The organism is Corynebacterium sp. HMSC05H05 (assembly GCF_001807265.1).
GTDB lineage: Bacteria > Actinomycetota > Actinomycetes > Mycobacteriales > Mycobacteriaceae > Corynebacterium.
Window position 1 is genome coordinate 70,397 of sequence record NZ_KV788369.1, and the last position, 14,187, is coordinate 84,583.

At 64.9% G+C, this 14,187-nt stretch carries 12 protein-coding genes; 2 read left to right on the forward strand and 10 right to left on the reverse strand.

All coding sequences use genetic code 11. The features are described 5' to 3' along the window. Window positions 1–7: 7 nt before the first annotated feature. The 3 genes from HMPREF3151_RS00970 to gabT are packed head-to-tail and all read right to left on the reverse strand — an operon-like array spanning window position 8 to window position 4,100. Entirely contained in the window at window positions 8–1,378 is a 1,371-nt protein-coding gene (locus HMPREF3151_RS00970; RefSeq protein ID WP_070472323.1) for an aldehyde dehydrogenase family protein, read from the reverse strand. Window positions 1,379–1,397: 19 nt separating this feature from the next. Continuing rightward, the gene (locus HMPREF3151_RS12080; protein ID WP_070472326.1) at window positions 1,398–2,786 is read right to left on the reverse strand and encodes an NAD-dependent succinate-semialdehyde dehydrogenase; all 1,389 of its coding nucleotides are present in this window, start codon (window positions 2,784–2,786) and stop codon (window positions 1,398–1,400) included. Further along, window positions 2,787–4,100 (reverse strand): 4-aminobutyrate--2-oxoglutarate transaminase, encoded by a 1,314-nt coding sequence (gene gabT, locus HMPREF3151_RS12085; protein WP_070472329.1) that lies wholly within the window; start codon window positions 4,098–4,100, stop codon window positions 2,787–2,789. Between the two features lie 119 nt (window positions 4,101–4,219). Here gabT and HMPREF3151_RS00985 point away from each other — a divergent pair, with 119 nt between their 5' ends. Further along, on the forward strand, window positions 4,220–5,659 hold the full coding sequence (locus HMPREF3151_RS00985) for a PucR family transcriptional regulator (protein WP_070472332.1): 1,440 nt from the start codon (window positions 4,220–4,222) through the stop codon (window positions 5,657–5,659). A 9-nt stretch (window positions 5,660–5,668) separates the two neighbouring features. Here HMPREF3151_RS00985 and HMPREF3151_RS00990 read toward each other — a convergent pair whose 3' ends face one another. Further along, a complete protein-coding gene (locus tag HMPREF3151_RS00990; RefSeq protein WP_070472335.1) occupies window positions 5,669–7,969 on the reverse strand; it encodes a LamG-like jellyroll fold domain-containing protein in 2,301 nt (766 codons plus the stop codon). A gap of 226 nt (window positions 7,970–8,195) precedes the next feature. Continuing rightward, window positions 8,196–9,557, reverse strand: coding sequence for an amino acid permease (locus tag HMPREF3151_RS00995; protein WP_070472338.1), 1,362 nt, complete (start codon window positions 9,555–9,557; stop codon window positions 8,196–8,198). A gap of 325 nt (window positions 9,558–9,882) precedes the next feature. Here HMPREF3151_RS00995 and HMPREF3151_RS01000 point away from each other — a divergent pair, with 325 nt between their 5' ends. After that, window positions 9,883–11,727, forward strand: a complete 1,845-nt coding sequence (locus tag HMPREF3151_RS01000) for a CAP domain-containing protein (RefSeq protein WP_070472341.1) — start codon at window positions 9,883–9,885, stop codon at window positions 11,725–11,727. A 69-nt stretch (window positions 11,728–11,796) separates the two neighbouring features. Here the strand turns inward: HMPREF3151_RS01000 and HMPREF3151_RS01005 are convergent, their stop codons facing one another. The 5 genes from HMPREF3151_RS01005 to HMPREF3151_RS01025 all read right to left on the reverse strand — a co-directional run. Continuing rightward, on the reverse strand, window positions 11,797–12,057 hold the full coding sequence (locus tag HMPREF3151_RS01005) for a helix-turn-helix transcriptional regulator (protein ID WP_070472345.1): 261 nt from the start codon (window positions 12,055–12,057) through the stop codon (window positions 11,797–11,799). Window positions 12,058–12,127: 70 nt separating this feature from the next. Continuing rightward, a complete protein-coding gene (locus HMPREF3151_RS01010) occupies window positions 12,128–12,940 on the reverse strand; it encodes a hypothetical protein (RefSeq protein WP_141741254.1) in 813 nt (270 codons plus the stop codon). 138 nt (window positions 12,941–13,078) lie between these two features. Continuing rightward, window positions 13,079–13,318, reverse strand: a complete 240-nt coding sequence (locus HMPREF3151_RS01015) for a hypothetical protein (protein WP_070472351.1) — start codon at window positions 13,316–13,318, stop codon at window positions 13,079–13,081. A gap of 85 nt (window positions 13,319–13,403) precedes the next feature. Continuing rightward, window positions 13,404–13,628, reverse strand: a complete 225-nt coding sequence (locus tag HMPREF3151_RS01020; protein ID WP_070472354.1) for a helix-turn-helix transcriptional regulator — start codon at window positions 13,626–13,628, stop codon at window positions 13,404–13,406. A 223-nt stretch (window positions 13,629–13,851) separates the two neighbouring features. Next, window positions 13,852–14,187: hypothetical protein (locus tag HMPREF3151_RS01025; protein WP_070472379.1), on the reverse strand; the 336-nt coding region annotated here is incomplete at its 5' end.

Below are 14,187 nucleotides of genomic sequence, written 5' to 3' on the forward strand. Positions count from 1 at the left end.
TCGCCGTCTACTCGGCCACGTAGTAGAGCTGCTTGTTCACAAACTCGTCCATGCCCTCGGGTCCGAGTTCCCGGCCGTAACCCGATTGCTTCACGCCGCCGAAGGGGAGCTCAGCCCCCATACCGGCCGGTGTGTTCACGTTGGCCATCCCAACCTCCAGACGGTCTGCGACGGCCTTTGCCCGGTCCTCGTCCGTGGAGAACACCGCACCACCGAGCCCGTATAGGGAGTCGTTTGCAAGGGCGACGGCTTCCTCGTCCGAGGAGACCTTGTACACCTCGGCGACGGGGCCGAAGAATTCCGCGTAGAAGGGCTCAGACCCCCGGGGGATGTCCGTGATTACAGCGGGGGAGACGTACGCGCCGGTCTCGCTGAGCTCTCCGCCGACCCGCAGGTTGGCGCCGGCGGCAACGGCCTCGTCGAGCTGCTGGCGCAGCCCCTCTGCCGCGCCTCGCGACGACAGCGGGCAATACGTGCCCTCTTCCACCTTGTCCCAGGTCGTCGGCCGCATCGCCTTTGCCAGCTCTACCAGCTCAGCCACGAACTCGTCGTAAATATGCTCCATCACAATCATGCGCTTGTTGGAATTGCACGCTTGGCCGGTGTTGATCATTCGGGTGGTGAAGGCCAGCTTCGCCGCCGCGGCCACATCGTCCGTATCCAGCAAGATGTAGGGGTCTGTGCCGCCAAGTTCCAGCACGACTTTCTTCAGCTGCTCGCCGGCTTGAGCCGCGACGGCCGCGCCGGCACGCCCGGAGCCAGTAAGAGAAATCCCCTGGATACGCCTATCCGCGATAATGTCCGAGACCTGTTCATGCGAGGCAAAAACGTTGACGTACACGCCGTCGGGGATCCCGGCCTCGCGCGTGAGTTCCTCGAATCGCAGTGCGCTGCGCGGGCAGATCTCCGCGTGCTTGAGCACGATGGTGTTGCCCAACATCAGGTTCGGGCCCACAAAGCGTGCGACCTGGTAGTAAGGAAAGTTCCACGGCATGATGCCTAGCAAGGGTCCGAGGGGCAAGCGGCGCATCACCGCTGTGCCGCCTTCGGTTGGTAGCTGCTGTTCCGCCGCGAATTTCTCGCCGTTGTCTGCGTAATAGTCGATGATATCGGCGGAAAACTCGATCTCCGCCACCATCTCCTGCAACGGCTTGCCCATCTCTGTGCACGACACTTCTGCGAGCTCGCGGCTGTTGCCGCGGAGAAGCTCCGCGAGCGTTTTCAAGCGCTCCGCACGGTAGCTGTACGGTTGCGCGGACCAGCCGGCAAAAGCGGCGGCGCTCGCTGCGATCGCGTCCTGGACCTGCTGATCAGTAGCGCCAGTGAAGGTCTCCACGACTTCGCCGGTAGCCGGGTTGGTTACTGCGTATTGGGACATGGTTGTGATTCCTTTCTGGTTACAGCGCCAGGTACTTCACGTCGAGATACTCGTCGATGCCTTCGGCGCCGCCCTCCCGGCCGAAGCCGGATTGCTTGATACCACCGAAGGGGGCCGCGGCGTCCGAGATGGCGCCGCGGTTGATGCCCACCATGCCGGCCTTGAGCTCTTCGGCGAGACGGCGGCAGGTATGCACGTTCTCGCTGAATCCATACGCCGCCAGCCCGAACTCGGTGTCGTTGGCGGCAGCGATGCCCTCGTTGAGGTCGGCGAAGGTGGTCACGGTGGCCACCGGACCGAAGATCTCTTGGCGCAGGATGGGGGCGTCCGCAGGGACGTCGATGAGGACGGTGGCCGGGTAGAAATAGCCCTTGCCTTCGGGGACCTCGCCGCCGGTGGTGACGGTGGCTCCGGCCGCAACCGCCTTATCCACGAGCTCCGCTATCCCGTCGCGCTGCTTCGCGGTGATCATCGGGCCGAGCGTGACGCCGTCGTCAAGGCCGTTGCCCATTGTCACCTCCGACATTCGTTGGGTAAGGCGCTCGGTGAACTCCCCGGCCAGAGACTCGTGGACGATAAAGCGGTTCGCAGCGATGCAGGCCTCGCCGCCGTTGCGCATCTTCGCCTGCATGGCGCACTCCACAACGAGATCCAGGTCCGCATCCTCGCAGACGAGAAACGGGGCGTTGCCGCCGAGCTCCATCGAGGTGCGCAGCAGGTTGTCCGCAGACTGCTTGACCAGGATCTTGCCCACCGCGGTGGAGCCGGTGAACGTGATCTTGCGCAGGCGCGGGTCCGCCATCAGCGTTTCCGACAAGCCAGAGGAGTCGGTGGTGGTGAGGATCTGCACCAAATCCTGCGGGCCGCCCGCCTCTCTGAGTGCTTCAGCGATGATGTCCGCCACTAACAGCATCGTCAGCGGTGTTTCGGTTGCAGGTTTCACCAGCACCGGGCAACCGGCCGCCATCGCCGGGGCGATCTTGCGGGTGGCCATGGCCAGCGGGAAGTTCCAGGGCGTAATCGCCAGCACCGGACCAACCGGGGCGCGGGTGACCGCGATGTCGCCATTACCCGCGGGTGCTCGGCCGACGCGGCCGGGGATGCGCACCGCCTCCTCCGCGAACCAGCGGAAGTACTCGGCACCGTAGGCGACCTCGCCCTTGGCTTCCGCCAGCGGTTTGCCCATCTCCTCGGTCATGGTGCGCGCGAACTCGTCTGTGTGCGCGGTGATCTTCTCGTAGACGGCGCGCAACACCTCAGCGCGTCCTCGCGGCGAGAATTCCGCCCACGCCCGCTGCGCTTCAACAGCACGACCGAGGGCGGCGAGCCACTCGTCCTTGCCGGTGTCCGGCACCTGGGCGATGACTTCCTCGGTGGCGGGGTTGAGAACGTCGAACTGCTTCGCCATTTACGCCACACGCTCCTTGATCGCGCCTGCGAGGATCTCCAGCCCCTCGACAAGCAAGTTCTCTGGGATCACCAGCGAGGGCAGCAGCCTGATCACGTTGCCGTCCATACCGCAGGTGAGAATCAGCACGCCCTGGTTCTTGCACGCGGCGGCGACGTCTGCGGTCGCTGCGCCGTCTTCAAGCTCCAGCGCGATCATTGCGCCCCGGCCGCGCAGCTCCCGCACACCGTCGAGCTCCACCAGGGGTTCCAGGTGGGTGCGCACGAGCTGTTCAATCTCACGGGCGCGGCCCGGCAGGTCGTTGGCCTCCATCTCCTCGATGGCGGCTAGCGCCGCGGCGCAGGCGACGGGGTTGCCGCCGTAGGTGCCGCCGAGCGCGCCGGGAATGGGGGCGTCGATGATCTCAGCGCGGCCTGTCACACCGGACAGCGGCAGGCCGCCCGCGATGCCCTTGGCAGTGGTGATCACGTCCGGCACCACGCCCTCGTGATTGACGGAGAACCATTCGCCGGTGCGGGCGAACCCGGCCTGGATCTCGTCGGCGACGAAGACAACGTCGTTGTCGCGGCACCACTGCGCGATCGCCGGCAGGAACCCTTCGGCGGGGACGATGAAGCCGCCCTCGCCCTGGATCGGTTCGATGACCACGCAGGCGAGGTTTTCTGCGCCGACCTCCTGCTCGATGGTTTTGATTGCTCGGTCGGCGGCTTCTTGGCCGGTCAGGCCGTCGTGAAGCGGGTAGGAGCCCGGCACCCGGTGGACGTCGGAGGCGAACGGCCCGAACTTGGTCTTGTACGGCTTGTTCTTCGCGGTCATGGCCATGGTGAGGTTGGTGCGGCCGTGGTAGCCGCGGTCGAACACCACCACCGCTGGCTTGCCGGTGTAGGAGCGCGCCACCTTCACTGCGTTTTCCACGGCCTCCGCGCCGGAGTTGAGCAGGAAGGACTTCTTGGCAAAATCACCAGGGGTGAGTTCGTTGAGCTTCTCGCACACGGCGACGTAGGACTCGTACGGCGAGACCATGAACGAGGTGTGCGTGAACTTCGCCGCCGCTTCCGCAACCGCCGCCGCAACCTTCTCGTTGGACGCGCCGACGGAGGTCACCGCGATGCCGGATGCAAAATCGATGAACGAGTTGCCGTCCGCGTCCACGAGCACACCGCCGTCGCCTTCGACCACGTAGCCGGGCAGCCCAGGGGAGAGGGCGCGCGCCACAGCACTCTGGCGGCGGGCATCGAGCTCCTTGCTCTTCGGGCCCATTCCGTCCGTGTGCACTCGGCGCTCTTGGGGGAGGTGGTACTTCAGATCCTGCATGCTGTGCTCCTTGCAACCATCGTTTCAACGTGTTGCAGCACAGTATGGGGACTCGGTGTGACCGGCGCCATGTACAGTGTGGCGATATTGCATCGACGTGATGTACGGAATGGAGCCCAATGGATCTGACCTTCACCTGGCTCACGCACAAACCAGAGCTGGCATTGCGCCAAGTTGTCGCCCCCTCTACCAGCGGCTTCGCGCTTGCGCAGACGAACGAACTCGAGGACGCCACCGAGTTCATCCAACCCGATTCGCTTGTGCTCACCGTGGGCATCGCCTTCAAGGACAACCAATCGGACCTGGGCCGCTACGTCGACCATCTGGCGGACGCCGGGGCCGTGGCGATCGGCTTCGGCACCGGCCTGACGTTTACCACCATCCCCGAGCAGGTGGTCACCACGGCCCGGCGGCGCGGCATCGGACTGTTCGAGGTGCCGCGCCACATTCCGTTCATTTCGATCCTGACGGCGATCCACCAGGAGCAGCGCCGCCGCGCCCAACTTGAGCAGCAGCGGCTCATCGACGACCAGGAACGCCTCACCCGCGCCGCCATCCCAGGCTCGTTGGACATGCTGGTCAGCACGGCTGCTGAGCTTCTGGATGCCAGCGTGCGCATCAACGGGCCCGGCGCGGCGCCGGTGGCCGCCGCCGAGTCCGCCGGGTACACACGCGCCGTGGACGAGGGCGCGCGCCTGCGCAGCTCAACGCACCGCCTGGTGTCGGGGCCGCAGCGCCCGTACTCGCTGGAGGTTGCCTCGGCGCAGCGTCCCCCTGCCGCGCTGCTGCGCCACTGCGCTGGTCTGGCAGACATGCTGCTGGCACGCCCCGCGGAGCTGCGCGCGGCACGCAACGAGCTCAACGCTTTCGCACTTTCGGCACGCTTCGGACTCGGCGACGGGTCCACGCTGCTGCCCCGGGGCTTTGACACGCCTATCGACGACTCCGGGCTGACCCGCCCCGCTGTCATCACCGCCGATAGAACGCGTGCACTCGAACAGGCGCGCAACGCACTAGATACTGCGGCCGACGCGCAAGGGCATTTTCTCTACGCGGCGCCCCTCGACCGGCTGAGCATGGTAGTGCTGGTCCACCCCGACCAAGACGGCGCGGACTTTCTCGCCGCTCTCGGCGCCACCGCTCAGCGCGTGCGCGTCGCCGTCAGCCGCCCGCTGCCTGCGGCAGATCTCGATGCAGCCCACATCCGTGCGTTGAAATCGCGGTGCGGGGTGCTCGCACTCGGCGACAGTGCTCTTCCCGGTTCTTCGCGCGCGAGCTGGCTGACCGAACCCGCGGTGGCGGAGGCTCTGCGAGCACAACGCAAGGAACTATTCGGCGTGCTTGAGACGGAGGACGCCGAGCGCCGCACCGACTACGCCAGAACTCTGACCGTGTTCTTGCAGCACGGCGGGCAACTGGCCCAGACCGCAGAGGCGCTAGGCATCCACCGGCACACCGCCCGCTCCCGCATTGCACGGATCCAGGAGCTGTGCGGCATTGACCTTGCTGATCCAGCGACGTTCGCGGAGGCGTTCTTCGCCGCAACCAGCGAGGTCTAGGCCGCGAACCTACATCTGAGGCAGGAACGGGCGCAGCTGGTCCAGAATCCACTGGAGCGTGCCGCCCGCGCCGGCAAGAACCGCGACGAGGAGGCCGAGCACGCCTACCAGCACGCCGCCGGCGAAGGCGCCGACGCTGCTGCCGACGTTGGAGGAGCCGTCGTTGGAGGAGCTGTCGTCGGCGGGCTGCGGCTCAGCGGTGACGGTGGTCGGAACCGCCACGGTCGTGGTCGCGGTGGTCGGCGTGCCAGATACGGTGCTGGTGACGGTTGTCGGGATCGCCACGGTGGTGGTCACCGGAGCAGCCGGCGCAGAAGGCGCAGCGGAAGAAGGAGCAGTCGTCGGCGCCGGGGCTTTACCGCGGGCGGTCAGCCACTGGTCCGGGCCGATCGGGTGGTCTACCATGCGGATCTCGCCGATGTTGCCGAACCAGCCGTCGACCTTGTCGTTGTCCCAGGCGGAGGTGCCCAAAAGCCACTTGTCGCCGTTGCCGCCCATGCCCAGCGGGCCGTAGCCGTCGCGCAGGATCGGGGAGCCGTCGACGTACATGGTCACGGACTTGTCGGCCGGGTCGTTGACCACGGCGATGTGCATCCACTTGCCCTTGGGCACCTCGTGGGTCCAGTTGGAGAAGCCCTCGCCGTTTTCGCCGTAGGAGTACCAGCGCAGCTCGCGGAGGCTGGACACGCCGAGCATCTGGATCGGGTCGCCGTCCTCGTCCTCGGGGTGGGTGATGGTGCCGGAGGCGTCGCGGATCAGGGCGTTGGACCACTTGTTGTTGTCGGCGTTCCAGTCCTCGTCGAGTTTGAGGAACGCCTCCACGGTGTAGCCGTTCTTGAACTCCTCCGTGTTGATGTCCGCGCCGGTGGCGGTTTCGAACCAGGCGGTGGAGTGCTTGAACTTCGGGTCCTTCCAGCGCAGGGAGCCGCGGTCCGCGGACAGCGGGTGCTTGTCGTCGGAGAAGGTCACCGCGTCGGCGCCTGCCGCTACGCGGTGGCGTGCGCGGGTCATGTCGTCGCCGTTTGCGACGTCGGGGATGACGGCGCCGGCGGGGGCAGCTTCGCCGTCGTTAAGCAAAGTGCCCTCGACCTTCGTCTGGCCGGGGCGCCAGTGCACGACGGTGCCGTCCACGTACGCGTAGTCCTGCTCGTTTTTCGGCTTGTCCTTTTCGGTGACCTCGTAGGCCTTGTAGCCGTCCGTGATGGTCTGCTTCAGCGCCTCGTTGTAGTCCGAATCGTTGGCGTCGCCGGCCGTGAAGTCCGGCGCGAACCCCTTGAAGCGCTCCGCGAAGTCCAGGTCGATGGTGTAGGAATCGCCCTCGCCTTCCATGATCAGGTGGTCGAAGGAGGTGAGCTGCTCGTACTTCTTGGACTTCACCCACGGCGAGTACGCGAGCATCTCCAGCTGGTTGTTGGTTAGGTCAAACTGCAGCTGGCCCATCAGGCCGTTGCCGCCCAGGTAGGCCATCTGGTAGTCCTGCAGAATGTTGATCACGTCGTGGCCAGCGTCGTTCTTCTCCACGTGGTAACCCGCGCCATGGTGGTGGCCGGCGATAGTGAGGAAGATCTGGTCGTTCTTGCGGATCAGCGTGTCCCAGAGGTGCTCGCCGTACTCTTTGGTGAAGTAGGTGGAGCCGTCGCCGTTAATGCCGGAGATCTCGTGGGCGGTGAGGATCACGGGCAGCTCCGGGTGCTTATCGATGACCTTTTGCGCCCACTCCAGCGTCTCGTCGTTGGCGCGGAAACCGAGTGCAAGCACCAGGTACTTCTGCCCCTCGGCCTCGAAGATGTGGTACTCCGAATCCACGCTCTGGCCCGGGAAGGCGTAGCCGTCGCCGCCGTTGTGGATCTCCGTGGAGGCGGTGCGGCCCATGAACGTGGAGTTCTTCTTCGCGCGCTCCTCCGGGAAGTACTCCGTGAAGGCGGATTTCCCGTCGAACATGGTCAGGTCGTGGTTGCCCGGCAGCACGGAGTAGTTCACACCGGCGTCCTCGAGCGTTCTCATGGCCTTGTCGGCGATGTCCCAGCTGGCGCGGTCTTCCGGCTCGTCCACCACGTCGCCCAGGTGAGTGACAAACTGCGTGCCCAGCTTCTTGTGGTTTTCCGCCAGGAACTTGGTCTGCACCTCAAACGGGTTGGTGCCGTAGCGGTCGCCGAAGATGTCGCCGGCGGCCTCGGTGCCGTAGCGGGAGTAGAACTGGGTGTCCGGCATGACGCCGAGGGTGAAGCGGGAGGCGAGATCCTCCGCGTTGGCGACAGGAACTGGAGTGAGCAGGGCAAGGGCGGTAATTGCGGCGACGTGCTTGCGCATGGCGGTCCTTCGTTTCAGAGGTGGTTTGCAGTCCAAAACGTAGCGCCCTCAGGTTTCGCTGCGGTGAAATTCAGGTGAAACTTATGCTTCTTGACGTTTAGCACCGCCCCGGCCGCCGTTATCCGCATTTCCCCAGGGAATTCTTTTTAGACCCGTTTTTCGCCGTTCCACCTGGTCAGAGAATTGTTTCGATGTCTTTTTACATCTTTTTGGGCGCGGAAGAGCCCTACCCCGCGAAGATGTTGCGCACCGCCACGCCCATGATCACCACGCCGACCACGAACACGAAGATCGTGTCCGGGCGGCGGGCGTAGTGCTTGAACGCCGTGGCCTTGTGGAACAGCAGCGACGGCATGATGTACACCAAAAACGCTACGAACACGCCGCCGACCACGGAGATCATGTCCAGGATCGACGGGTTCAGCACGGCGACAATCACTGCGGTGATAAACACGAAGATGTTGACTGTGAGGCGAAGCGTGGACGTCGAAAAGCGAGCCGCAAAGTTCGGCGCCACACTGCGCAGCAGGTACCCAGTGCCCTCCTCCGTGCCGAGCAGGTGCCCGAAGTAGGAGGTGATGATCGCGCAGATGGCGATGATCGGGCTGATCCACGCCATAAACGGCGTATCCGTCTCATTGGCCAGGTACGACAGCACCGGCACGTTCGCCTCGCGCGCGGCGTCCATGCCGTCCGCTCCCAGGGACAGCGCGCACGACCACACGAAGAACATGGTGAAGGTGACCAGCATCGCGGCGGTGACCATCTCCACCTTGGACACCTCGCGCTCCGTCGCGGCGACGTCGCCGTCGGTTTTCTTCTGCACGTCCAGCGCGAACTGGCTCAGCGCCGCCATGTGGCTGAAGGAGAACACCAGCACCGGCAGGATCAGCAGCAGACCCTGCCACACTGGGTAGGAGGACTCGTACGAGCGGAAGCTGGCGAAATCCCAGCTCGGAACCAGATACAGCGACACCGCCGCCAGTGCGATGATCAGCGGATACACCAGCACGTTGGCCAGCCACAGGGTGAGTTTCTTGCCAAAGGCGTACGCGCCCGTCATCAGCCCCGCCGAGGCCGTGGCCAGCACCCAGCGGCTCACCTCCGGCCCGCCCAGCTGGTTCACGATGAAGCTGTCCAGCGTGTTGGTGATGGAAATGGCGTAGATCAGCACCGTGGGGTAGATGCCCAGCCAGTACACCAGCGCCGAGGCGAATCCGCGCTTGCGGCCAGTCAGCGCCGTGATCACCTGCAGCACGTCCAGCCCCTTCACTGGGGACGCGGAGACGATGCGGGCGTAGGTGCGGTGGGAGAAAAACACCATCGGGCCGATCAGCAGCGTGGCAATCACCAGCGGCCAAAACCCGAAGCTGCCTGCGTTGATGGGCAGGAACAGGATGCCGGCGCCCACACCGGTGCCGAACAGCGTGATCACCCAGCGCATGAACGAGCCGTCCGGCTCGTCGCCCTCGCGCTGCTCCTTGATCTGCTCGATGTCGGCGTCCGAGAGGTTCTCCCGGTCGAACTCTTGGCGTGAGAGCTCGAGATGCTCGTCGCTGTGTTGCTCAGGTAGCTGGGCGTTAGTCATAGTGATCTAGGTTACGCGTGGTGCCGCTGGGGGCGGTGTTTTGCATTCGCCTATCGACGCCCCTCCGGTTGGCGCCCGTGACAGCGCCGCCCTCGGCGCCAGCGCAGTTCCCAGCGCCGCCAATCTCGCAAATGGTGAAAGGCTAATGGTGAAAATCCAAAAAATTTTCGCGGATTCACCATCTGCGATTCACCATCTGTGCGGTTTACCGGTTGATCGGGAGGATCTGTACCACCCCCACCGAACATCCAGTTGTTTGCCAGGTTTTGGTGATCTAGATTTTTAAATCGTCACCGTTTGGCCTGTGTCCCGAGAGGATCGCCCCATGTCCCGTTCCCGCATCGCAACCGCCACGCTGGCCTGCGCGCTCGCCGTCAGCACTGTTCACGTCCCCGTCGCTGAGGCGCAGTCGTCGGGGAGCTCTACCAGCACCGTCGATCAGCAAGGCTTCGACGCGGCCACCGCGAAGTGGCAGCAGCGTTACAACGACGCATCCGCCTCCCTCAAGCAGGCCGAACACGACGCCAAAGCGGCGGAGGCACAGCGCGAATCCGCGAACGCCGCCGTGCGCGACGCCAACGCAGAGGTGGAGGCCGCGGAGGCTGCGCTGGAGAAAGCCGAGAAGGACCTCGCACGCGCGGATGTGGAGGAGCGGAAGGCGGAGCTGGACGCCGCCGCGGAGGTGCTGAAGGAGGCGGAGCGGGAGCTCGTCGCAAAGCAAGAGGAGCTCGATGCGGCGGAGGAGGACACCGCCGCCTTCGCCGAGGATGTCACCTTTGCGGAGGAAACGGCCGCCACAGCAGGCCAGACCGCCGAGAACGCCGCGGCCGTGAAGGCCGATATGCAGCAGGCCGCGGATTCCGCGCAGGCCAAACTCGCCGACGCCCAGGCCCGCGAGGCCGCCGGCACCGACTACGCCCAGGAGGACTGGGAGCGGCTGGTCGCGGACGCGATCGTGGAGATCACCAACGAATACCGCCAGCGCCACGGCATGCACCCGCTGGTCAGCCACGACGTGTTCAACGACAACGCCCGCGACTGGAGCGGCGTGATGTCCGCCGACATGCAGCGCGGCGTCAGCGACGACGACTACTTCCGTCACGCCGAGTTCGAGGTGTACGGGCACAGCGGCGAGAACATCGCCTACAACTGGCTCGGCTGGCCAGATGTCTCCCCGGCTACCGCAGACCGCACGCGGTGGGCAGAGCTTCCCGAGGCGCTGTTCACCCAGTGGCGCAACTCCACGTCGGGGCACAACGAAGGCATGCTCGACTCGAGTCAGACTGGTATCGGCGTCGGTGTGCGGGTCGCTCCTAACGGCCAGGTGTTTGCCACCATGCAGTTCTACAAGCTGTCCTACCCGACAACCTCCCACACGTTCGGCCCGGACGAAGGCTCCCAGAAAGCCAACGCGAGTGGGGTGCCGTACTACGTCTCCACCGGCGCGCGCGAGGCGCTGCGCACCCCCGATCTCACAGTGGACCTGGGCGACCGCAAGCGCGCGAACCCGAGCTACGACGGGCTCAAGCGCGACGAGATCCGCGCCATCCCGGCCCGCATGACCAGCAGGCTGGGCGTGGCGGTCTCGCACGATTACGCCGCCGAGCTTTCCATCGCGGAGGCCGGCCTTTCCGTCGCGCAGACGGACCTCGCCGCCGCACAAGAGCAAGACGCCGCCGCGCAGGATGCGTTGGCACAGGCCGCGGGCGCGCTGGAGGACGCTGAGAGGCGGTTGCGGGGTGCCGTCGATAGGCAAGAGCGCCTGGAAGGCGAGCGGGATGAGCTCGCTCTCGCCGAGGCTGAGGCCACGGATGCAAAGGATGCCGCAGAGACGGAGCTCGCGTGGGCGCAGGCCGCGGACCAGGACGCGCTGGCTGCGGCGGTTGCGGACGCGCAGGAGCGCCTCGCCCAGGCCGAGCAGAATGTCGAGGACGCATACGAGCGTTCCGCCGCCGAGCAGATGTCCCTCGACGAGGCCGAGGACTCCGTCGCCGAAGCCGAAACCGAGTTGGCGCAGGTCAACGCGCAGCGCCCGACGCTGGCGCAGTACACCACCACCGAAACCAACACCGTCGCGGTGGTGCTGGGTATGCTGGCCGCGCTGGCGGTCGTGGGCATCGGCGTGGTGGCGCTGGCGCCGCGCCTCGGCATCGAGCTGCCCTGGCAGTAGCGGCTCAGCCGCGGCGGCAACCGCCAAACTTATGCCGCTATCTTTGGTGGTTGCCCGCGACCGCCAAACTTATCGACGGCTAAAGTGTCCCCACACCCGGTACGTGTCCTGCAGATTGAGCCACAGCTCTGCCGAGGTGCCAAGCGCTGCCCCGACCAGCTCGGCGGATTCCCGCGTAAGCTCCCGCTCGCCCGAGATGAGCTCTTCAACGAAGCGCGTCGGCCGTCCCATGATCACGGCGAAATCTGCTTCGCTCCAACCACGTTCTTCTAGTTCCTCCGCGAGGAAATCTCCTACCGGGAACACCTCTGCCAAGGGTTGAATAGCCATTGTTCACCTCCGTTAGTGGACCGTCGGAGGGCCGTCAGTGGCCCGCCAGTGACCACTGACGATACCGCCGCTACGCGGGCCGCGTCCCCCAACTGCTGAACCGGTGCCGGTCTACTACCTCCTCCACGGCGTACACCATCTCCCGAAGGGCACCGTATCCCGCGAGCTTCGCCTCCAGGTCCACGATCACTTGCAGGCCATCGACCCACATCTCCATAACCACGCGCGGTTCCGCCGTCCCCGGCGCAAACAGCGGCAGCGGGAAGTACGCTGAGCCGGAGTCTTTACCGATTTCACTGCCATCTACCTCGCTGCATTTGTAGTTGAGGCCCATCTCCGCCAGGCCGTCACTAGCCAATTCAGCGCTTGGTTCCGGGAACTCAACCTCCCGGATTTCCACCCGCATCGCGCGATCCGCTTCGCCCGCGTGGGAGAGAGGTTTCGGCAACACGCTGGAGATGGTGTCGCAAAGCGGCCCCATCATGTCCAGACGGCCGGCGTCGGCGCATTCCCGGGCGGAGATCGCTAACCCGTATACGCCTGCAAACCGCGGTTCCCGCGCGAGCGCCTCCCCGCTGATCTCCACCATCAACCTGGCCGCCGAACCCGCTGATTCGACGGTTGTCGCTTGCCGCATCAGCAGCAGCGGCAAGCCAGCCATCAAGACAATGCCTGCGAGGTTCTCAGCCACCTCACCTGTTTCCGGCTGCTTCATACTGACCCGCCGACACTTTCTGGCTGCCCGATTCAGTCCGGCAACAACCGCTTGCCCAAGCTCCCGCCCGGAAGCGCCAATTTCACCGGAACGGTTCGCAACAATTACCCGGCCCCCAACGTGCGTTCCCGCCGCCTTGGCCCCAATTTTCCAAGTTTTCATCCCCATGCCCGGCAGCCTACGTCGCAGCCCGCGCGAGCACAGCCCCTCACGTGCTCATTTCAGTGGACATTTGCCTATCGACGCACCAAAGGTTTCTCACCACAAACAGTTGGTACGCACCCAGTTGTCCGCAATGCGGAGTTGTTAGAGCCAGTCTGCGTCCTTGTCATGGAGATCGACCAATGGCGGCCCACCACAGTCGTACGCAGGTAGCTCATCCGCAGCATTTGACCCCGCCGATTCCCCAGACTGCCTCAGTGCCTGACGGAGGTCGTTCTTTTCAGCCGCCAACTTGGCTGCCTCGAGAATGCCCGAGAAGAGATTGGTGGAGGTGCTCATGCCGAAGACGCTATTGAGCGTCAACGCTTCAGGCAATAGCTCCATGTCCGGCAGTTTCAAAACTTGCCGGCCTCAAACAGTTGGTGCGTACCCACTTGTCCGCAATGTGGAGTCTGCAATGGCCGGCGCATCAAGGTCGCTCCACCCCGCCCCCTCCATGCACTACAGGTTGAAGGTCATACCCGAGCACCGCAAGCACCCCGATCACCTTGCCAATCTCGGCCGTCGGCTTACCGTGCTCCAGCTCCCGGAGGAACCGATCCGACACGTCCGCAAGCTCGGCGACTTCCAGTTGGGTCAGCCTCCGCTCCTTACGCTGGGCGCGCACAAAGCTGCCGAGTGCCTCTATGTCCACGTGTCACGTCTCCTCGCTGACCGTATGCTGTTACGGAACGTTCGCACCGAATCTGTTCCTATAGGCCGTGAGGTTAGCGCAAAACAGCGCATTTCGGTGTGTTCGCTCCGATTTGGAGGCACGCGCCCTCAATTTCATATCGGCACGTTCGTTCCGCCGAGGGCAAGCTCGCAGGGTGGTCTCGGCCGCATACACGCAGCGATCTGCCTATCGACGCACCGGCTTAGCCCAGCGGCGCGTAGCCAAAGTCACCGCGCTGCACCTGACTGCGGGCATTCGGGTCGAAGGTTGCGCACAGGGCTGCCGCCACGTAGCGCACACCGCCTGCCGGCGAAGAGGAGCCGACGCGCTCGGCGCAGTTCTCCAGGGCTGGCAGGCCGATACTCTCCCCGGGCGAAGTCATGGAGAAGAAAGACGCGGCCATCATGGTGTTGCCATCGGCGCGCACGTATTCCGAAGAGCCCTTAATAGCTTGCCAAGCAATCGCCCCGACGGGATCGGTGCGGAACTGGTCCCGCTCAGTTGTGTTTAGAAGATCGAAATGGTAGCGGTGTGGTGA

What these genes read in the sequence shown, in the direction of transcription:
- HMPREF3151_RS00970 (WP_070472323.1), bottom strand. Translation starts at nt 1,378, where the DNA reads ATGTCCCAATACGCAGTAACCAACCCGGCTACCGGCGAAGTCGTGGAG.
- HMPREF3151_RS12080 (WP_070472326.1), bottom strand. Translation starts at nt 2,786, where the DNA reads ATGGCGAAGCAGTTCGACGTTCTCAACCCCGCCACCGAGGAAGTCATC.
- gabT (WP_070472329.1), bottom strand. Translation starts at nt 4,100, where the DNA reads ATGCAGGATCTGAAGTACCACCTCCCCCAAGAGCGCCGAGTGCACACG.
- HMPREF3151_RS00985 (WP_070472332.1), top strand. Translation starts at nt 4,220, where the DNA reads ATGGATCTGACCTTCACCTGGCTCACGCACAAACCAGAGCTGGCATTG.
- HMPREF3151_RS00990 (WP_070472335.1), bottom strand. Translation starts at nt 7,969, where the DNA reads ATGCGCAAGCACGTCGCCGCAATTACCGCCCTTGCCCTGCTCACTCCA.
- HMPREF3151_RS00995 (WP_070472338.1), bottom strand. Translation starts at nt 9,557, where the DNA reads ATGACTAACGCCCAGCTACCTGAGCAACACAGCGACGAGCATCTCGAG.
- HMPREF3151_RS01000 (WP_070472341.1), top strand. Translation starts at nt 9,883, where the DNA reads ATGTCCCGTTCCCGCATCGCAACCGCCACGCTGGCCTGCGCGCTCGCC.
- HMPREF3151_RS01005 (WP_070472345.1), bottom strand. Translation starts at nt 12,057, where the DNA reads ATGGCTATTCAACCCTTGGCAGAGGTGTTCCCGGTAGGAGATTTCCTC.
- HMPREF3151_RS01010 (WP_141741254.1), bottom strand. Translation starts at nt 12,940, where the DNA reads ATGGGGATGAAAACTTGGAAAATTGGGGCCAAGGCGGCGGGAACGCAC.
- HMPREF3151_RS01015 (WP_070472351.1), bottom strand. Translation starts at nt 13,318, where the DNA reads ATGGAGCTATTGCCTGAAGCGTTGACGCTCAATAGCGTCTTCGGCATG.